Origin of the sequence: Haloterrigena sp. H1 (genome assembly GCF_005938085.1) — an archaeon.
In the GTDB taxonomy this organism is placed as follows: Archaea; Halobacteriota; Halobacteria; order Halobacteriales; family Natrialbaceae; genus Natrinema.
In genome coordinates, this window is the sequence record NZ_SMZK01000002.1 from 154391 (window position 1) to 173581 (window position 19191).

15 protein-coding genes, 4 pseudogenes and 1 CRISPR repeat array are annotated in these 19191 nt (G+C 53.3%); of the genes and pseudogenes, 12 read left to right on the forward strand and 7 right to left on the reverse strand.

What is annotated here, in order from left to right:
- The 4 genes from cas1b to xseB all read left to right on the forward strand — a co-directional run bounded on the left by cas1b (position 1) and on the right by xseB (position 7144).
- Positions 1-993, forward strand: coding sequence for a type I-B CRISPR-associated endonuclease Cas1b (cas1b, locus tag E2L06_RS16110; RefSeq protein ID WP_138782694.1), 993 nt, complete (start codon positions 1-3; stop codon positions 991-993).
- 2 nt (positions 994-995) lie between these two features.
- Complete coding sequence (cas2, locus tag E2L06_RS16115; protein WP_138782695.1) at positions 996-1259, forward strand: CRISPR-associated endonuclease Cas2; 264 nt, start codon at positions 996-998, stop codon at positions 1257-1259.
- 112 nt (positions 1260-1371) lie between these two features.
- Positions 1372-5893: a CRISPR direct-repeat array (repeat unit 30 nt; unit sequence GTTTCAGACGGACCCTTGTGGGGTCGAAGC).
- A gap of 16 nt (positions 5894-5909) precedes the next feature.
- Complete coding sequence (xseA, locus tag E2L06_RS16120) at positions 5910-6947, forward strand: exodeoxyribonuclease VII large subunit (protein ID WP_138782696.1); 1038 nt, start codon at positions 5910-5912, stop codon at positions 6945-6947.
- Entirely contained in the window at positions 6944-7144 is a 201-nt protein-coding gene (gene xseB / locus E2L06_RS16125; protein ID WP_138782697.1) for an exodeoxyribonuclease VII small subunit, read from the forward strand. The genes xseA and xseB overlap by 4 nt, the downstream gene beginning before the upstream one ends.
- Positions 7145-8251: 1107 nt before the next feature.
- On the opposite strand, the gene E2L06_RS22220 is transcribed toward xseB, so the two are convergent.
- Together E2L06_RS22220 and E2L06_RS22225 are read right to left on the reverse strand one after the other, a co-directional pair.
- Complete coding sequence (locus E2L06_RS22220) at positions 8252-8965, reverse strand: IS630 family transposase (protein ID WP_212750810.1); 714 nt, start codon at positions 8963-8965, stop codon at positions 8252-8254.
- Positions 8913-9398, reverse strand: a complete 486-nt coding sequence (locus tag E2L06_RS22225) for a helix-turn-helix domain-containing protein (protein WP_212750788.1) — start codon at positions 9396-9398, stop codon at positions 8913-8915. The genes E2L06_RS22220 and E2L06_RS22225 overlap by 53 nt, the downstream gene beginning before the upstream one ends.
- A 135-nt stretch (positions 9399-9533) precedes the next feature.
- Between E2L06_RS22225 and E2L06_RS22800 the strand changes: the two are divergent.
- A pseudogene (locus E2L06_RS22800) lies at positions 9534-9746 on the forward strand (TRAM domain-containing protein); the annotation flags it as partial.
- A 209-nt stretch (positions 9747-9955) separates the two neighbouring features.
- On the opposite strand, the gene E2L06_RS16140 reads toward E2L06_RS22800, so the two are convergent.
- From E2L06_RS16140 to E2L06_RS16150, 3 genes are all read right to left on the reverse strand, one after another.
- Positions 9956-10228, reverse strand: coding sequence for a hypothetical protein (locus tag E2L06_RS16140; RefSeq protein WP_138782698.1), 273 nt, complete (start codon positions 10226-10228; stop codon positions 9956-9958).
- A gap of 185 nt (positions 10229-10413) precedes the next feature.
- A complete protein-coding gene (locus E2L06_RS16145) occupies positions 10414-10905 on the reverse strand; it encodes a DUF3592 domain-containing protein (protein ID WP_138782699.1) in 492 nt (163 codons plus the stop codon).
- Positions 10906-11137: 232 nt separating this feature from the next.
- The gene (locus E2L06_RS16150; protein ID WP_138782700.1) at positions 11138-11812 is read right to left on the reverse strand and encodes a TrmB family transcriptional regulator; all 675 of its coding nucleotides are present in this window, start codon (positions 11810-11812) and stop codon (positions 11138-11140) included.
- Between the two features lie 226 nt (positions 11813-12038).
- Between E2L06_RS16150 and E2L06_RS23015 the strand changes: the two are divergent.
- Positions 12039-12218: pseudogene (locus E2L06_RS23015) on the forward strand (hypothetical protein); the annotation flags it as partial.
- 317 nt (positions 12219-12535) lie between these two features.
- Here the strand turns inward: E2L06_RS23015 and E2L06_RS16160 are convergent.
- A pseudogene (locus E2L06_RS16160) lies at positions 12536-13356 on the reverse strand (IS5 family transposase).
- Positions 13357-13514: 158 nt separating this feature from the next.
- Here E2L06_RS16160 and E2L06_RS16165 point away from each other — a divergent pair.
- Positions 13515-13790 carry a hypothetical protein gene (locus tag E2L06_RS16165; protein WP_138782702.1) on the forward strand — a complete coding sequence of 92 codons (276 nt, stop codon included), beginning with the start codon at positions 13515-13517 and terminating at the stop codon, positions 13788-13790.
- Between the two features lie 329 nt (positions 13791-14119).
- Here the strand turns inward: E2L06_RS16165 and E2L06_RS16170 are convergent.
- A protein-coding gene (locus E2L06_RS16170) for an IS630 family transposase (protein WP_212750790.1) occupies positions 14120-15249 on the reverse strand; the annotation gives its coding sequence in 2 pieces (ribosomal slippage) (positions 14120-14814 and positions 14814-15249; 1131 coding nt in all).
- Positions 15250-15344: 95 nt separating this feature from the next.
- Here E2L06_RS16170 and E2L06_RS22035 point away from each other — a divergent pair.
- The 5 genes and pseudogenes from E2L06_RS22035 (at position 15345) to E2L06_RS16185 (ending at position 18863) form a co-directional block, all read left to right on the forward strand.
- The gene (locus E2L06_RS22035) at positions 15345-15521 is read left to right on the forward strand and encodes a hypothetical protein (protein WP_212750792.1); all 177 of its coding nucleotides are present in this window, start codon (positions 15345-15347) and stop codon (positions 15519-15521) included.
- Between the two features lie 437 nt (positions 15522-15958).
- A pseudogene (locus E2L06_RS16175) lies at positions 15959-16518 on the forward strand (hypothetical protein).
- A 158-nt stretch (positions 16519-16676) separates the two neighbouring features.
- Positions 16677-16841, forward strand: a complete 165-nt coding sequence (locus E2L06_RS22040) for a hypothetical protein (RefSeq protein ID WP_171052410.1) — start codon at positions 16677-16679, stop codon at positions 16839-16841.
- The gene (locus E2L06_RS16180) at positions 16841-17053 is read left to right on the forward strand and encodes a hypothetical protein (RefSeq protein ID WP_138782703.1); all 213 of its coding nucleotides are present in this window, start codon (positions 16841-16843) and stop codon (positions 17051-17053) included. The genes E2L06_RS22040 and E2L06_RS16180 overlap by 1 nt, the downstream gene beginning before the upstream one ends.
- Positions 17054-17645: 592 nt before the next feature.
- Complete coding sequence (locus E2L06_RS16185; RefSeq protein ID WP_138782704.1) at positions 17646-18863, forward strand: orc1/cdc6 family replication initiation protein; 1218 nt, start codon at positions 17646-17648, stop codon at positions 18861-18863.
- Positions 18864-19191: the final 328 nt, after the last annotated feature.

Consider the following 19191-nt stretch of genomic DNA (forward strand, 5'->3'; position numbering starts at 1 on the left):
ATGAACGACAACTACCACGTGTTTTCCGACGGACGGATCGAACGCCAAGACGACACGGTGCGTGTCGTCACCGACGACGGCGAGAAAAAGTACCTCCCGATCGAGAACGCCGAGGCGATCTTCCTCCACGGCCAGATCGACTACAACACTCGTTTCGTCTCCTTTCTCAATCAGGAAGGAGTCGCAGTCCACGTCTTCGGCTGGCACGACCACTACGCTGGCTCGATCATGCCAAAGCGGGGCCAAACCTCCGGTCAGACGATTGTCGATCAGGTCCGAGCCTACGACGATCCGGACCACCGCCTCGAGCTTGCGAAGGCATTCGTCGACGGCAGTATCCACAACATGCGCTCGAACGTCACCTACTACAATGGGCGTGGACACGACTTTGAGCATGTGCTGGAGGAACTGGAGGATGCGCGGGCGTCGCTCGACAGAATGGGGACGATCGACGAGACGATGGGTGTCGAAGCGCGCGCTCGAAAGGCGTACTATTCGACCTTCGACGACATCCTTCCCGAGGGGTTCGTCTTCGGCGGCAGACAGTACAACCCACCGAACAACGAGGTCAACAGCCTGATTTCCTTTGGCAACTCGCTGGTCTACGCGAACGTCGTCTCGGCGATCCGTGCGACTGCACTAGACCCGACGGTCAGTTACCTTCACGAACCCGGCGAACGACGGTACTCGCTAGCGCTGGACATTGCTGACCTGTTCAAGCCGCTGCTGGCCGATCGGATCATTTTCAGACTCGTCAACCGCGGCCAGCTAACTATCGACGACTTTGAAGACGACATGAACTCCTGTCTCCTGAACGAAGGCGGCCGAAAGACCTACTCGAAAGCATACGAGGAGACTCTCGACGAGACGATTGACCACCCGGACTTGGGAAAGAAGGTGAGCTACCAGTATCTCCTTCGTGTCGAAGCGTACAAACTGAAAAAACACCTCCTGACCGGCGAGGAGTACGTCCCGTTCCGACGGTGGTGGTGAGTGTGGTCTACATTGTTGTGGTCTACGACATGGAAGCCGACCGTACTCACAAGATGCTGAAGTTCCTCCGCAGATATCTCACACACGTGCAAAACTCCGTACTCGAAGGAGATGTGACCAAAGGCGACCTCGAAAAGATCCGATCCGGCGTCGACGAAATACTCAAACCCGGAGAATCAACTATCATCTACCACGTCTCCTCTGAAAAGATGGTCGAGAGAACCGTCTTTGGTGACGATCCTGCCGCAGACGATCAGTTCCTCTGACTGTCCTCGGTTGTTCCATCGACCCCTGGGGGTACAGAGGTTATCGCAGGTCGACGGAAACGATGAAGTGTAAACAGTCAATAGAGCTATTTACGTGGTCTAACCGGCCATGGTTTCAGACGGACCCTTGTGGGGTCGAAGCACGCTTGACTATACAATTCCGAGCGGAGAGATTGAGTTTCAGACGGACCCTTGTGGGGTCGAAGCTTCGATAAGATCCTGTGGGGTCATGCCAAGATCGGTTTCAGACGGACCCTTGTGGGGTCGAAGCTGTTCCACCGAGTGTAAGCACAAGTCTCAAGAGAATCGTTTCAGACGGACCCTTGTGGGGTCGAAGCGGCCTACCTGAATAGTATTATCAAGTCCATCACCCCACGTTTCAGACGGACCCTTGTGGGGTCGAAGCGAGCACGAGGGGCTGCAGTGTCTGCTCTGTCGGGTGTTTCAGACGGACCCTTGTGGGGTCGAAGCGACTAGCGGCCCAACTCACCGGCACTGAATGCCGTTTCAGACGGACCCTTGTGGGGTCGAAGCTCTGCAAACGGACTGATTTCAGTCGGCCAATGTGGTGTTTCAGACGGACCCTTGTGGGGTCGAAGCAGTATTATCGAATTGTAGGTATCCCTCGGTGTCTGTGTTTCAGACGGACCCTTGTGGGGTCGAAGCCGAACGGTTGGGCACTCATAGGCGTGTCTTACCCACCGTTTCAGACGGACCCTTGTGGGGTCGAAGCCAACCGAGAGTTTAATTTCTGAAAACGTGGATTGTTTCAGACGGACCCTTGTGGGGTCGAAGCCTCTCTCGGTTCGACGGCATCGTCACGATGCAGGACGTTTCAGACGGACCCTTGTGGGGTCGAAGCAGGGGATCCCAGAATTGACCGACAAACGTCACCGAGTTTCAGACGGACCCTTGTGGGGTCGAAGCACGATCCCGAAGGAACTGGCACGCTCGCGAGCCAGTGTTTCAGACGGACCCTTGTGGGGTCGAAGCTGCTAACGCTAACTTTACGACGAACGACGAGATGGAGTTTCAGACGGACCCTTGTGGGGTCGAAGCAGGTTGATCGGGAAAGGCATTCGGTTTGTGCTCAAAGTTTCAGACGGACCCTTGTGGGGTCGAAGCCGCGCGCGTGCGTTGTTGAATATCGCTCAGTCTAATGTTTCAGACGGACCCTTGTGGGGTCGAAGCCTCTCTGAGGGTGATGCGAAAGAATACGCTGACGAGTTTCAGACGGACCCTTGTGGGGTCGAAGCGACCCTATGCAGGCACTCGCCGTCTCCGGGTCATCGTTTCAGACGGACCCTTGTGGGGTCGAAGCGACTCCATTACCCAAGATCGGGTCCTGGACTGTTGGGTTTCAGACGGACCCTTGTGGGGTCGAAGCTGTATCTCGTAGGGAACCCCAGGGTTCGGATTCGCGTTTCAGACGGACCCTTGTGGGGTCGAAGCTCCCGATCGGGCGGCTCGGCGCCGGGCGTCTATCGCGGTTTCAGACGGACCCTTGTGGGGTCGAAGCGACACAGTGTCAGTCGATGGTTTCGGTGGTGGCCTCGTTTCAGACGGACCCTTGTGGGGTCGAAGCAGACCTATATCGGTCCTCGAGTGAAGTCACGTCCAACAGTTTCAGACGGACCCTTGTGGGGTCGAAGCGAGATCGTCGTCTACTCTGGCGGGACCTCGAGCACAAGTTTCAGACGGACCCTTGTGGGGTCGAAGCGAGAATTGGTCTGGTAGCAGTTACGACCCCGATGAAGGGTTTCAGACGGACCCTTGTGGGGTCGAAGCCAGAACAGCCACTGGTCGCGCTGGGTGAGCTCGTCCGGGTTTCAGACGGACCCTTGTGGGGTCGAAGCATCAAGTCGCCGAGACGCTCCTCGCAAACGAGACGGTTTCAGACGGACCCTTGTGGGGTCGAAGCTGCTCCCCGCGCTCCAGGGCGTCGGCGAGTTCCGGGTTTCAGACGGACCCTTGTGGGGTCGAAGCTCCGCTTCGATGACGACAGTCCGTTCGATCAAAATGGTTTCAGACGGACCCTTGTGGGGTCGAAGCGGAGATACCACATGCCAGCCCAGACGAGCAGGTACGGTTTCAGACGGACCCTTGTGGGGTCGAAGCTGTACCAGTGACCTCCTAGCTGAGGAGTTGACTGGTTTCAGACGGACCCTTGTGGGGTCGAAGCGTCACGCATGCGCGCGACGACGGCCTCGCGGACCCAGTTTCAGACGGACCCTTGTGGGGTCGAAGCTGCTTCGCGAAGTTTGACAGCGCGATGTTTAGATTGCGTTTCAGACGGACCCTTGTGGGGTCGAAGCACATTGAGGATGGAGATGCAACGTTCACTGTGACAGGAGGGTTTCAGATGGACCCTTGTGGGGTCGAAGCTGGGACGTCGGCGGGTCCATCTCGCAGTATCCGAGCGAGTTTCAGATGGACCCTTGTGGGGTCGAAGCTATTCGGACAACGAACTTCCGCCGGGGCTGTTGACCGTGTTTCAGATGGACCCTTGTGGGGTCGAAGCACCGCTAAGCCGCGCCCCACCATCATTAGATAGATTCGGGTTTCAGATGGACCCTTGTGGGGTCGAAGCCTTCCAGGGGCAGTCAGCGGGATATCAATCGCACTGGTTTCAGATGGACCCTTGTGGGGTCGAAGCGGTTGATCTTGGCGATGGAACGGAGAACAAGACCGGTTTCAGATGGACCCTTGTGGGGTCGAAGCGCGAACACCTACGACGTTGGAATCGACGAGAGTCGGGGTTTCAGATGGACCCTTGTGGGGTCGAAGCGCGAACACCTACGACGTTGGAATCGACGAGAGTCGGAGTTTCAGATGGACCCTTGTGGGGTCGAAGCGAGTCGCTATCCGTCACGTGCTTCGCTCGAGCTTTGGTTTCAGATGGACCCTTGTAGGGTCGAAGCGCTTGTGCGATGCAGCGCATCAAAACAGCGTGACTTGTTTCAGATGGACCCTTGTGGGGTCGAAGCGCTTGTGCGATGCAGCGCATCAAAACAGCGTGACTTGTTTCAGATGGACCCTTGTGGGGTCGAAGCGCTTGTGCGATGCAGCGCATCAAAACAGCGTGACTTGTTTCAGATGGACCCTTGTGGGGTCGAAGCCGTCTTCGGTTCGGACTTTGTACACTCGGAAACCATGGTTTCAGATGGACCCTTGTGGGGTCGAAGCTTCACCCGCCACTGGATCGTCTGTGAGATGTGTATGTTTCAGATGGACCCTTGTGGGGTCGAAGCCAGCGATAACCGATACCCTCGTTCTTAAACTCATAGTTTCAGATGGACCCTTGTGGGGTCGAAGCATGAATAGCTCGAACATCAACGAGTTAGCCGAGGGTTTCAGATGGACCCTTGTGGGGTCGAAGCAAGTCCGAGAAGGCACAGAACGATGATGAACAGACTGGTTTCAGATGGACCCTTGTGGGGTCGAAGCGACTATCCAACTCTGGTAGACGGTTAGGTTTATTAGCGTTTCAGATGGACCCTTGTGGGGTCGAAGCGATCGCGACCGGAGGACCTCGTCGTCCTCGAGGTCGGTTTCAGATGGACCCTTGTGGGGTCGAAGCAGAGCGTTAATACTCATATCCAGCACGTTGCCCCATCGTTTCAGATGGACCCTTGTGGGGTCGAAGCCCGATCTCCATCGAGATATCCCGAAGGGTAACGTCGTTTCAGATGGACCCTTGTGGGGTCGAAGCCCGCCATCCTCTGGGTCCCAGAAGTCGCGGGCGTGTTTCAGATGGACCCTTGTGGGGTCGAAGCAAGTAGTCGCCGACGGAGAACACGCTAACACCCTTGGTTTCAGATGGACCCTTGTGGGGTCGAAGCCCTGCTCGGACGGGTCGGCCGCCGATCCGCTCCCCGGTTTCAGATGGACCCTTGTGGGGTCGAAGCGACACCAAGACCGTTACCTCCATTCGCTTTCGCCGTGTTTCAGATGGACCCTTGTGGGGTCGAAGCGACAACGGCGACGTCGTCGACGATCCGGACTCGAGGTTTCAGATGGACCCTTGTGGGGTCGAAGCTAATCGATCGTAGTACGCAGTGGTCCGTTGCTTGCGTTTCAGATGGACCCTTGTGGGGTCGAAGCCTGTCCTCGGTAGAGCCTGGTGACACCACTACTAGTTTCAGATGGACCCTTGTGGGGTCGAAGCGACGGCGTGAGTTCGGAAGAGGTCGAAGAGCTGTCTGGTTTCAGATGGACCCTTGTGGGGTCGAAGCCAAGGAGACAGCTCTCTCTCGGACAATTTCTTTGGAAGTTTCAGATGGACCCTTGTGGGGTCGAAGCGAACGTCGCCTGTTCATCAGGATCATAATCACCATCGTTTCAGATTGACCCTTGTGGGGTCGAAGTGCAGAGGAAATCAGCCAAGATATTCGGTCTACAGTCGGTTTCAGACGGACCCTTGTGGGGTCGAAGCGATGTTGGCGACGACCAGGCGTTCCTCAACGAAGTCGTTTCAGACGGACCCTTGTGGGGTCGAAGCAGCAAACTCGAAGTCGTAACGTGCACACTTCAGGTATGTTTCAGACGGACCCTTGTGGGGTCGAAGCCAGAACATCGCTCGCGATGTCATCGTCCAGATTCGTGTTTCAGACGGACCCTTGTGGGGTTGAAACGACCTGCTCGAGGAAGATGACGCGCTCGATCCGATCACTCCCAGAGTTCCCTCGCCGGATCGGACTCGTCACAAGCGCAGACAGCGATGCCCGTGAAGATGCCGTCACAAGCCTTCACGGCCGCCACCCTGACGTGGATATCGTCATCCACCATACGACCGTCCAGGGCGACGATGCGATGTTGTCGATGATGCAAGCGATCAGTGAACTCGATGATAACGCCCACATCGATGTGATCGTGCTAACCCGTGGTGGCGGATCAGAAAAGGACCTCCGCGTATTCAACGAGACGCCACTTTGTCGAGTGATTCACAACACCACAACGCCATTCGTTGTCGGTGTCGGCCACGAGAACGATCGGACACTGGCTGACGAGGTCGCAGACAAGCGCGTTATGACGCCGACACACGCAGGCGAGATCGTACCCAAAAAGGAGGATCTCGAAACCGAACTTGAGGACGTCACTGATCGATTGGACCGTGCATACGAACGAACCGTCCAGACTCAACTCGAGGCGACTGTGAATAACCTGGACACTGCCTACGAACAGCAGGTCGACAGCAACCTCGCGACGTTTTCAACAGACCTCGATCGCGCGTTTGAAGCGCTCACGTCTGAACGGCTCACGGCACTTGAGACAGAACTCGAGCATGCGCTGGAATCCTTCGAGCAACAAAAAGCCCACGAGAAAGAGAAAGTTCGGGAGCTCACGGGGCGATTGAACAGTGTGTACCAGCGGACAGTCCAGACACAACTCGAGGACACAGAGGAGAGGCTCGACAATGCCTACAAACAGCATGTAACCAGCGAACTCGCTACGTCCTCAGCAGACCTCGACCACGCGTTTGAAGCGGTAACAGCTGAACGGCTCACGACACTTGAGACAGACCTCGATCACGCACTAGAGTCCTTCGAACAGCAGAAAGCCCACGAGGAAGAGAAAGAAGCAGTTGCACAAGAGTACAGCGAGTCACAACGCCGGCAGCAGATCACGATCGCCGTACTCGTGATTCTCGTGTTGCTGTTGCTCGGCATCCTTCTGTTAAACCTATGAGCGACACACCAGACATCCCAGACGATGCATCGATTTCAGAGAAGACAGAGCGCCTCGAAGAAATTATCGCACAGCTCGAGGATGGAGAGGTCTCCCTCGAGCGTGCAAATGAGCTTCACACAGAAGGAACTCATCTTTTAGAAGACTTGAGAGAAGATCTGGATATTGGCGACGGAGCAATCACCGAAAATCGATAGCCTCGGAGTTACCATTGAACCTGACCGGATCGGAACCAGGTCAATCTGTTTCGTCGACCTGCTTGGTCAGAAAGAAGAGAGTGCCGTGTAACACTTCCTCCAGTGTTGATTACATCCAGATAGCTGTGTGTATTTATCGGTAGTTGGTAATACGCTTTCTTTATTCAGAGTAGCTCGTGAAACTCGCGTTCAGTATAGGCAAGCAATACTGGTTGATGGTACTGTATTTTATTTGTACTAAGAACAGCGAGACATCTGCACATTATTTTTTCTCACCTCTATTGGGGGGAAGAAGAAGACTTACAAGTGAGAGTACGAGTCCACCCCAGATTAGTATATGATGAAAAATACTTATTGAACCAACAGTATCAAAAAGTGTAAAAATCATCCAAAACCCACCTACTATCGAAATATTCAGACCAACAAGACTAAGATGTATTTCGTTCATATAGGATTATATTTTATATAAATATAAAGTATTTCCGTTGTTCACAGGGTTATCTGATAGGATTCGTAGTGGTAGGTTCGCACGTGTAGTGACCGAACTGCCCAATTCAGTTTCAGGCATGATTCTGAATAAAGAAATCGCACTACTGTCTACTGTTATCGAAAATATCTTGTTCTATAAACTACTATTTATTGACATCACACCCGATGGACGATATATCGATCACTCAGTTAGCAACTCTCTGGTTTGTTATCCTCATATTCATACAGACAGATTCTGGGGGCGGTAGTGCAGTTAATATGGCAATCGGGTTAGCCGCTATTCTTCTTATGTATATTCTCCCACTCGCCTTGGTCATTCTTATCGTTCTGCGACTGACCGATAACTAATTCAGCTGTACTGGGTGAGTCTACTATCGAGCAAGCATACGACGCAATCCGCGAGGACCAGCTTTGTGAAGTACTGAAACTTACTTGTCTCGTGGGTACTAAACACTAGAAACTCAATGGTCGAGATTCCCGATTCCCTTTGCTCTCTGTTCAGCGCTCCAATCGAAGAGCGAAATGGAACGTACCTTATTGAAGTTCCCCCGAGTGAAGTCGATCACGAGGCGTTGTCAGCTGACGAAACATATCGCGTAGCGGTTCTTGAGTGTAGCTTCAAGTCTGAATTTGTAGATTCTCTTCAATTTCAATTGGGTATAGCTGGCGTAGCTTGAGTCGGGCGTCGTCAGTAGTAAACTGCCAGTCGATGGAACGATTGGTCATGTTTCGGCGCCTTTGCCACGCAGCGACCTCCGCTCGGAGGGTCGCTGCGTGGTAGATCCGGCGATCAAGGCACTGTCGTTTGAGGACGCCTATCTCGATTTCGGCCATATTCAGCCAGCTTCCTCTCTTGGGAGTGTAGTGAAACTCGAACCGATCAAGATACGCCTGAGCATAATCTGGTGGAAAGAACTGGTAGAAGGCAGCAGGCTTGTGGGTGTTGAGTTGATCCATCACTACCCGGATGCAGTCCGCATCCGGGTAGTGAATATCTGCGAGTTCGACCATTCGGTCAATCCATTCTGTTGTCCGCCTCTTCTCAGTAATTTCGACGTTCACCCAGCCAGTCAGCGGTTCTGTCGAGAGGTGTATTCGCTGTTTCCCGTTGCGTTTGTAGCGGTGATCGGATCGGGCGACCGCTCCCGGTCGGGCCGGGAGCGGGTCGCGTTCGTGTCCTCGTAGAGCCTTGCTAGATTCGTCAAAACAGATGACCGGACGGGTTTCGTCGTACGGTTCGTGGTAGAGATTGAGAACATCTTCCATGTAGTAGACGAAGTCAGCGTCCTGTTCTGGAGGTATCTCCCAGTAGCTGGAAAGATGAGGTTTCAGGGCGTTTTTTTAATCGCTGTCGGACGGCCTCGTGAGAGATCGACTCGAAGTCGATCTCGTCGAGGGTAACGAGTTCGTCGGCAAGGAGGTGTAGTGTCCATCGAGAGTGTCCTTCTGGCGGTTCGCTGCAGGCGAGTTTGATGAGGTGGGCTTCGGCGTTTCCGTCAAGCTTGCGTTCGTATTCACGGTCGGGTTTGCGGCGATGAATCGCCGCAATCCCTCGTTCAGTGTAGTCTTTGCGTGTGTTGTGGACGGTTTGGGGATGACAGCCGACGTGCTCACTGATTGTCGCATCAGTGAGCCCGTCATCAGCTTTCAGAAGGATACGTGCGCGTGTGTTGTCTTGGGCTCTCCGTTCACCGGTAGAGATGAACCATTCGAGCGTCTTGCGGTCTTCGTCGCTGAGCTCAACAATGTATTTCTTCCCTCCCATTCAGTAAGAGACGCGCTCAGAGAAGATACGTTAGACGTTCACTGTTGAAGCTACATTGAGTCTCCTGCCTCAACAGAGTCATCGATACAACAGGAGACACAGCAATCTCCCTCTCAGGAGACCGTAAGCCACACCCCATCGGGACCTCCTGTCGAGGAAGGCGAGGTACGTACTGTAACAATCGAGACTGTCGGCGATCAGGGCGACGGCATTGCAAAAGTCGAACGTGGCTACGTCGTGATCGTCTCTGGAGCCCAACCTGGTGACGAACCTACCATCGAAATCGAGCAGGTTCAGAAGAACGTTGCATTTGCGAGTGTTGTCGATAGCGACCCGCGGACATTCTAACTGCCGTCACCCCGTAGGCCGACCTCCTTCTCGGTAAACTACTGGGACTGAGATAGCTCCGCTCGAGTTAGTGACCGTTTGAGGAACATTAGTTCCAGCCGTTATATCTCGATGCAAACTCGTGTTCTGTACAATTCTCCGTGCTTAATAGCGTATCATAGAACCGGTCACACGCTTATTGACGCCTAGGGAATGTAAGTACAGGTCACTCAGATACCAGACACCGTAGAGAGAATGGTTCCAAGAAGAACCACACAGGCAGCACCAACTACCACAAAGAGGGCGGTGGCGGAGATATTAAACTCCTCAGGATCGGTTCGCAATGATTCGTAGCCAGCACTGACAACCATCCCACCTCCACCGATTGCCAGAAGCAGTACCGGAATGCTGTGGTCTCCATCAATGAGCGATCGCACTGCTGGGAATCCAAGTAAAAACCCAATTACTGCAAGAGCGCCGTTATAGATATACAGCCGTTCCATAGGCGCTGTGTCAAGACTTGCTCACTAATAGCTGAGGGAATCGTGCTCTTTCGCACCATTCGCACGTTCAGTGAGCATGTCTGAGCCGACCGTCAAACGCTGTCTTCAAGCATCCTTGCCAGCCCAAACATAGCGACCAAACGCACCTTCGCTTTTGCAAACCGGGAGAACATCAATTCGCTTGCCTAATAGCGTTTCAGTGTCGACACGCCGCCGCCAATTACGAAGAACAGTCCGATACCAACAACCAGAAGCGGCGCGTTCGAGGATTGATGCTTCAGATAGGCATTATCAGGGTCGCTTGGTGGGACGTATGCGGTGACTGTGTCACCGGTCTCATACCCATCTAGAACCGACCGAGCCTCCGACTCCGTGTCGTATGTCGGTGAAATGGTTGTCGGAAACACGTTTGTGCTCGTGTACGATGTCCCATCGTATTCGTAGGTGAACCGGACCGTCGGCCGGTAGTCGACTCCAGAACTACTTCCACCTGTGTCAGTGTCAACGCCCTTTGTAGTAAGTTCAGCAGTGACCTCTTCTGCGTTCGTGAGTGCCTCAGACTGCTGGACGTAATCGTATGCGCCATATCCAGTCGCCAAAAGCCCGATGAGAAGCATGATCACTGCCCCACGAAGGGTGTCTGGACCATTGAAAGAGAACTCTGAGTCATCAGCCATTCAACACACCTCCCAAGAGAGCGGCGAGTAACCACACCTGCGCTGAGTTCGTGACCAGCTAGACCGTATACCGGAGAACATATGGGAGTCTCCGGAGCCCTGTTTGTTTACTTCTTATCATGTGATGTTTTGCTGCATTGAGTGCTACTTGTGGTCGGGCAAAATAGTCATGAGGAAGAGTTCAATAGTTGTTTTACTATTACTTCTTCTTTATCACCCTTTGAGTTGAGAGCTAAGCGCTCGCGGCTACCCGATGGAACGGGCGAAAAATCCGACGTGGGACCCACATGAGGAACTCAACAATAGGAGTTACCTTCCCCCATCGGGGTGGCTTCGCATGATATTGGTCTCCGATCTCCTCAACACGACCTTTACTTTTTAGATACCCAAGAGCACTTTCGGCGCGTGATTCGGTGAGGCCACGTGCGGTTGCAATCTCTGCAGCGGTTTGCGGTTCAGAGGCCTCTTCCAGCGTCTGATACACAACGTTCAACGTCTGCAGTCGGAACATCACCTCACCCGTCTCGTCATCAAGGCCAGACACGTACTCGTGTTCCGTTTCCGCTTGGCACGATTCATATCGGATGACTGTGGCACCATCGAAGATGAACCAGAGACCTGCGAGGGCCAAGAGACCCCCAACCCACGTGTCCAAATTGGTGACCACCAAGTATGCACCTGCAGCGAAGATAGAGCCACCGTAAACTATCCATTTCGACCCCTTCGGAAGGTCGTACGATTCGTCTATGACGTCATGTAATATGAGTGTGAAAAAGATAACTGCTACGGGAGCAATTGTATGGAGAGTCGCATCGGTGAACAGCACAAAAGCGGCGAGTACACCGATTGTTCCACCAATAATGTGGAGGACTTTGTTCTTATGGAGTGACGCGATACGGGGGACCATACTACATGTTTAAAAATCAGGTTCGTGCATGTGAAACTTGTGGTGTGTGTAATGCGTGAGCACGAATACCGACCACTGGAGTCAGCCGAACCTGTGGCGAATAAAAGACAGTAGCTACGATACTCACCTTACCTGATCAGATTTTCTACATAGTCGTCGTGACGAGCCAGTTTTTCTGCGCCTGAGAGGGCGAGGCGCATACTCGCCTCGAGGCCACGAATGAGTACAGAGCGACCCTTATCGAGATCGATCGACAAACGAGTACACGAGCGACCGTGACCGAAGCTATCTAGGAGACGTTGCCCGACTGAACGGACACGAACTCGTCGCGATCGACGGGCGGCTACCAGTTACAGATCCAACACCATACGATTACGCTTATCGGGCTCTGTTGAAATCCTATTGGTTCGACACCTTCTCCGCTGACACAACCGTTAGTTAGAACTGCGTACTGACCATTAGACATTTATTGCCACTTGTTAGAAATAACGTATGAATATTCTGTGGCAAGCCGGATACGTCATAGCTATCATTCTTGGTCTTGCCTACGTCAGCTTTCCGAAGAGAGTTCATACATTTGGATTTGAGTTCCTTCGGCGTTCATCATCCGACCAATCTACGGAGTCTAACACTCCTGTCTGGCTTTATCGCGGATTGGGTATACTATTTTTATTCATCGGAATGACAGGATTTCTCTAAGGGTATATCACCTACATCTAACATTCAGAGTGCCTTGTCGATGTTGTGGGTGAGACAGCCGACAACAAGTTCACTAAACTGCTTCCACCAGTGGCGTGAGCGGACGAATGCACCGTACTTTCGTTTGAGGCGAGAGTTTACCGTCTCGTTTTGACTGCGCTGCCCGTAGAGGTCGGCGTCCAGTCGAGCATTCCACGCTTTGTGGAGTGAGGAGAACTCGCGGTGTTTGATGAGCGGGCGAACACCAGTTTCACGGGCTAACGCGCGAACCTTCTGGTCATCGTATCCCTTGTCGCCGAGGAGAACCGCTACTTTTCCAGTATTCCGCTTGATGAGTGACGGCGCGATCTGCGAGTCGTGTTTCCTAGTCGTCGTTACGTGTACGTCGATAATCGCGTTCGACCCTGTGTCCACGAGGAGCGTGACCTTCAACTGCTGAATCGTCAACTTCGCTCGCTTTGTATAGTGCTTCGAGGCGTGACTCCGGTCAAACCCAGAAGCGTCGATTCCGACGACACCGTTGGTCGGGATGAGTGTGACTGAGAGGTGAGCAGGACGCGCCAAACCGCCATATCGAGCCGATTGAACGCCTTACATGACGTCGATGAAGACGGGAGTTCCTCAAGGTCGATGGCGTTTCGAATCCGGGTCATCTCGATCAGTTCGTCAAGAAGCGTCCGGTACGCCGTATTCTTCCGCACCTTGAGACAGAGCAAGACGATGTGTTGGTGGAGTGTGTACCGGCGTTTCGAGAATTTTGACGAGTAGCGAGCGACAGCTCGGCGAGCCAAGTGATACACATGCTCAACGAATCTGAGCAACCGCGACTTTGGGACGGCCTGCATCCAGTCAGACTATCGGGTGAATCTGTAACCTTCTGAGGATTTCGACAGAGCCGCTTATCGGGAATTGATGTCTGTGAGTGGACGGGCTGAATATAGCACTGTGTCACCAAGAGATATTCTCCCTGATGTTTTTGACAGTAACTATAGTGATTAGCAGTATGACAGCCATAGATGGGGGAAAGAATTCAGAGTCAGAGGTGCGATTCAGGAAGCGTCTCGTGAGGGTGGTTGTCTCGGTCATCGTACTGACTGGTGTGACTGTCATTCTCGGGTACGGCGGCTGGATTGTCTTGACGCTCACCGCCAAAGTCGGGGGATACGATCCGGAAACTGCTGACGGCGAGTTGCTTCGTAATCGGTTATTGGCGTGGCCCGATCGCAACAGAGAAGTTATGCGCTCGAACGGAAGAACTAGCCTCCCATTGAAACCGTAGCGGATCTACGGCACTCAGTTTGATAGCTATCGGTGAGGTCAGTGGCTGCTCCGTTATCTGCTTGGCCTGTATTGAACAACGACTTTGGGCAAGCACAGGCCGAAAGTACCGTCCGAGAATTGCTACTGGATCGGACAGACGAGCGCAAGTTAGCAGTAAGTACAGGGGCGTATGTAGCACTCCGGCTACCGTTCTTGGATTCCGAGAACTACAAGCTCGCTATATGTCGTCTGTCAACCTATAAAGCGTATGAATACCGCCTCAGAAACCGAACTCGGGGAGAACGAATCGATCAACCAGCAATGGATGCTCGGCTTCCTAGTGCCGCTTCAATCGTGATTTGTTGGATATAGCTGGCGGAGTTTGATGCGTGCATCGTCGGTCGTGAACTGCCAGTCAATGTCAGAGTTATCGTCATTTCTGGTACGTTCCCACGCAGCGACCTCCGCTCGGAGTGTCGCTGCGTCGGGAATGCGTCGGTCAAGACATTCTGTGGTGAGTGCGCTGAATTCGATTTCAGCCATGTTGAGCCAGCTGCCGTGCTCTGGTGTGAAGTGAAACTCCAGTTTTGACAGCAGTCGATTCGCCTCTGCTGGTGGTAGAAACTCGTAGAAAGCGTACCGTTGGTGTGACGAAAGATTATCCAGCACCACCCGGATGCGGACCGCATCCGGGTAGTGCTCATCAACGAGTGACCGCATCTGCTCGACGAACTCCTGCTTGCGCCGGCGCTTCGTCACATCGACGTGGCGCCATCCCGTGAGTGGCTCACTCATCATGAACAGATTCCGTGTTCCGTTGCGTTCGTAGGTGTAGTCGTATCGAGCGACCGCTCCCGGACGCGCCGGGAGCGGGTCGCGGACGTGTTTGTGGAGGTCCTTGTTGGATTCGTCAAAACAGATGACTGGCCGCTGTGGATCGTACGGTTCGTGGTAGAGGTCGAGGACGTCCTCCATTTTGCAGACGAATGAGGCATTCTCTTTGGGTTCGATCACCCATGATTTGGATCGGTGAGGGTGCAGTCGTGTTTTTTTAACACCTGCCGAACGGTCTCGTGAGAGATCGACTCAACGTCGATCTCGGTAAGTCCAACGAGATGCTCTGCAAGGAGGTGCAGTGACCAGCGGGAGTATCCTTCCGGTGGGTCACTGCACGCCAAAGCAATGAGATGAGCTTCCTCGCGTCCATCGAGCTTACGCTCGTAGACACGGTCGGCCTTGCGGCGATTGATCGCCGCGAGGCCGTCTTCGGTGTAGCGTTTGCGGTAACGGCCAACGGTACCAGGGTGACAGCCGACGGCTTGACTGACTTCGTCATCAGTCAAGCCGTCATCAGCGTGCAAGAGACACCGGGCACGCGTGAGAACACGCGTTTTGTGCGTTCCAGAGGCGAGCAATGCGTTCAGTTCGGCTCGTTCATCGGCAGACAGATCGACAACGTACTCCTGAGTTCGTGGCATGATGGGCTTCAGAATATTTCTGAATGGTACTAAGACGCGCGCTGAGTAGATAAATCTAGCAGCTCAGACCTGAAGCGGCACTAGGTCTGCTATCGATGATGGGTTTCCAGGCGTTTCAGCTCGGCGAGCCGCTCTGGTTGTTCTGGTTCTCATTTGCCAGCTTCTTCTCCTTCTTCCGATACCGGTGGGAACCTCTGAAGTATCTCGGGTTGCTGGGGATCGTCGGGCTTCTCGTGGCAATCCTCGGCGTGTTCGGCGTCTTCACAGTATGAATTGAAGGCACTTCTCTGGAAGTGATCACTACTAGGCATCGCAGTTAAACACCGCTATCATGCAAGATCGGCGCCTTCTATTCAGCACGACTCCGTCAACATCTCTAATAGGTAGCAGAAGTGCCAGCGCTAAGTTCGCATCTGTAGTTACGGCGAGCGCGGTGTCCGAGAACTTGGGTGGCCTCGGACAGACTAGGCCTGACCTCTCTCGAGCACCACTACAAGCTCGGTTGCTGTCGGCTTTTGTCTGATAGGCAGGCATCGCAGACACTATCACTCTCAAACAGCACGCGAACCGTGACGACATGAAATCTGGCTCAACAAAAAAGAAGTAGAGCGGTTTCTCAAGGCTGCCGACGGAACCCCATAGCGGATCGTATTCGGTTTTTCTGCGCCTGAGAGGGTGAGGCGCATACTCGTGTGCCTCGAGGCCACGAATGAGTACAGACCGACCACTCCAGAGCGACCCGCATCGAGATAGCCCGACAAACAAGTACGCGAGCGATCGTGACCGCAGCTATCCAGGAGACGTTGCCCGACTGAACGGACATGAGCTCGTCGCGATCGACGAGTGGCTTCCAGGCGCGGAGCCAACACCGTACGAACTCAATCTCACTGATGGCTACGAGTATCGGACACGCTACTGGCTCTGCAGGAAGTGCGGCCAAGAACGCAACCATCGCAACGAGTTCTCCGTCCCCTGCGACAACCCCCAGCCGGCGACTGCCCTCGAGGCAGGTGGCTACTCGATCAACGACCCACGAACTCGCCGTGCACTGAACGAGAAGTTGGACGTCCGCTTCGGGGCAGTGGGTCCGGTCTACGTGGTCCGTAGTGAGAGCGCGACACCTACGAGGTCGATATTGAGGCAGCGACGTGTACCTGTCCTGATTTCGAGCAGCGCCAGCCAGACAACGGCTGTAAGCATCTTCGCCGTGTCGACCTCGAGATTCGGACGGGACTTGTCCCTGCGCCGGATGGTACATTCAGCCGCTGACTGTCGAGTGATCTCCTCACTCGAGACGGTTTGTATCCCCCGGAAGGGGTGCGGGGGCTCGAAGGGAGTCCACCGTAGTAACCCATGAGACAAAGAGAGACAGCAATCACATCGACAGCCACTGAAACAACTCGGCTCCTGAACCGAGGGATCACCAGATGACTGACCGCGACGAGTGTCGGATGCCGACGTGTTCGGAACCTGCTCACGATCGGACAGGGTATTCTGGTCGGTTCTGTTCGGACAGCTGTGAGGTCCGCTACGAGCACCTCCAAGCGGACGCTCGAGATGCTGCAGTAGATGAGTCAGAGGATCGGTACTGATGCTCGAGCAGATCGATCACCGTGGCAAGCGGTTCACGATCGGTGACGAAGACGGTGTCGACGACGTGGCTCGTGATCGGTGTCGGCGAGCCGAACTGCTCGAACGACAGGCTCAAAGAGAGATCCGTGAACTCGAGTGTGCGAAGGCAGTTGCTGGACCTGACAGTACAGATTCTGATATTGAAGTGCTCGACCAGCGGCACGGAACGTAGGGGGACGGAGGACACACCGTATTTCCTGAGAAAACAGGGATGAAAATCCCCCTTCACAGATAGTTGAGGCCCCACTCACACAGAGTTCACTCTGCACACGGTGTGTCTCGAGTATCGAAAAGCGATACGTCTGGTGGGTCGAGGACGAAGATTAGCACCGGACGGAACTGAGGGTGGGCGATGATTGAATCCGGGTAGTGTCGCGCACAGTGGATCACGCGACAGGTGATATATCCGATGTCCTCATGATCAATCTCTTCCCGACTCCCAGTCAAAGGCACACACTGAGAGTAACACATACTCCCCCACCCCAGTGTGTCCAGTGTCTTTGATTAAAGGGAAGGAAAGTAAATACGCACATTATTTTTCACTGCATATATCTATGTAATTTCCCTTAGCTAGATATCGTTCGGACTAATTTATAGAGTAGCTACTTAAATCTTACTCGGTCTAGTAACTACTTCTGGAAGGGGAATAGAGTGGAATTTCAGAAAGACACTGGACATAGTGGGGTGGGAGAGGGAACGGCCACCTGACACTGGACACACTGGACGCAGTGGTTTTATGTTGGTCGGAGAATATACTCAGATCAATGGGGTTGTTTCAGCCGGATACCGATATCTTCCGCCATCGTGATGTCCTTCGTGAAGATTATCAACCAGAAGAAATCATTGGCCGGGATGAGGAACTGCAGCAATATATCTCTGCTTTACAACCCGTCATCAACGGTGATCAACCTGCAAACATCTTCTTGTATGGAAAAGCAGGTGTCGGGAAAACCGCATGTACTCGATATCTTCTTTCTGAGCTCAAAGAGGATGCCGCTGAATTCAATATTGATCTCACAACTATCCGGACGAACTGTGAGGATCTTAGCACGAGCTATCAAGTTGCTATTCAGTTGATCAACGAACTTCGAGATCCTGACGATCAATTAAAGCCAACTGGCTATCCTCAACGTCAGGTCAACGAATGGCTCTGGGAAGAACTTGACTCGATCGGTGGCACTATTATCATTGTTTTCGACGAAGTTGATCATATCAATGATGATTCGATCCTCTATCAGATTCCACGCGCTCGAGCGAACGGCAACCTCGAGAACTCGAAGGTCGGTATCATAGGCATATCGAATGACTTTAAATTCCGTGAATCGCTGAGTTCTAAAGTTCAATCTAGTTTATGTGAAAAGGAACTTCAATTTCCCGCGTATAATGCGAATGAGCTTCGTGATATTCTTCGTCAACGTGCTGACCTCGCCTTTTATGATGATGTTGTTCCACATGGTGTAATTGCCAAGTGTGCTGCCTTTGGAGCGAAAGATGCTGGGGATGCTCGTCAGAGCCTAGATCTGTTAATGGAAGCCGGTGATGTGGCTGTCGAACAAAACGCTGATCAGGTTACTGTAGAGCATGTCGACGAGGCTCGATCATCACTTGAGCGGAGTCGTATTGTTGATGGTGTTGCTGGCCTCACTCAACAAGGACATCTCGTCTTGTACGCGCTACTTATGCTACACGAAGAGGGGAGTACACCTATTCGTGCTCGAGATGTTCAGGATCGGTATGAAATCGTTTGTGATCGGGCTGCAGTTGACCCTCTCGTACCTCGTCGGATGCGAGATCATCTTGGCGAGCTTGCAATGTTAGGAATTGTAAGCCGGACAGAGCGGAACAAGGGAGAAGCCGGCGGACGATACTATGAATATGAACTCGATACGAACCCCGATTTATTACTCGAGGCACTCGATAAGACAGTGGACATGGTGGGGGTGACTGATGCTATTCAGAAACGGCTTGACCAGAGCGTCTGACAAACGCAAGACAGTGGACGCGATGGGGTCTCTTTTCAACTTCTACAGGTGGAGCAGGCAGAGTGACTTAGGGCTTGACCCCAAGGCGGTTCACTAGTCTTCGGATTACGTTGATGATAGTCGTAGGACACTGGACACAATGGGGTTGTTGTGTGTACAGCTCGAACGTTCTCGCACCCCCAAAGACATTGGACATTCTGGGGTGCGTGTTCTAGCTGATCGGGCAAACACAATATACGACAGAAACCTGGGGTGGGGTCACAGAAACAACGGAAGTGAGCTATCACGCCCAGGCTTTTGCCGGTCGCGAAAATACTTCAAGCTGACA

Coding starts and splice junctions, on each gene's coding strand:
- E2L06_RS16180 (WP_138782703.1), top strand. CDS start 16,841: ATGCTCGAGCAGATCGATCACCGTGGCAAGCGGTTCACGATCGGTGAC.
- E2L06_RS16165 (WP_138782702.1), top strand. CDS start 13,515: ATGACAGCCATAGATGGGGGAAAGAATTCAGAGTCAGAGGTGCGATTC.
- E2L06_RS16150 (WP_138782700.1), bottom strand. CDS start 11,812: ATGGTCCCCCGTATCGCGTCACTCCATAAGAACAAAGTCCTCCACATT.
- E2L06_RS16140 (WP_138782698.1), bottom strand. CDS start 10,228: ATGGAACGGCTGTATATCTATAACGGCGCTCTTGCAGTAATTGGGTTT.
- E2L06_RS16185 (WP_138782704.1), top strand. CDS start 17,646: ATGGGGTTGTTTCAGCCGGATACCGATATCTTCCGCCATCGTGATGTC.
- E2L06_RS16145 (WP_138782699.1), bottom strand. CDS start 10,905: ATGGCTGATGACTCAGAGTTCTCTTTCAATGGTCCAGACACCCTTCGT.
- xseA (WP_138782696.1), top strand. CDS start 5,910: ATGACGCGCTCGATCCGATCACTCCCAGAGTTCCCTCGCCGGATCGGA.
- cas1b (WP_138782694.1), top strand. CDS start 1: ATGAACGACAACTACCACGTGTTTTCCGACGGACGGATCGAACGCCAA.
- E2L06_RS22040 (WP_171052410.1), top strand. CDS start 16,677: ATGACTGACCGCGACGAGTGTCGGATGCCGACGTGTTCGGAACCTGCT.
- E2L06_RS22035 (WP_212750792.1), top strand. CDS start 15,345: ATGATGGGTTTCCAGGCGTTTCAGCTCGGCGAGCCGCTCTGGTTGTTC.
- xseB (WP_138782697.1), top strand. CDS start 6,944: ATGAGCGACACACCAGACATCCCAGACGATGCATCGATTTCAGAGAAG.
- E2L06_RS22225 (WP_212750788.1), bottom strand. CDS start 9,398: ATGGGAGGGAAGAAATACATTGTTGAGCTCAGCGACGAAGACCGCAAG.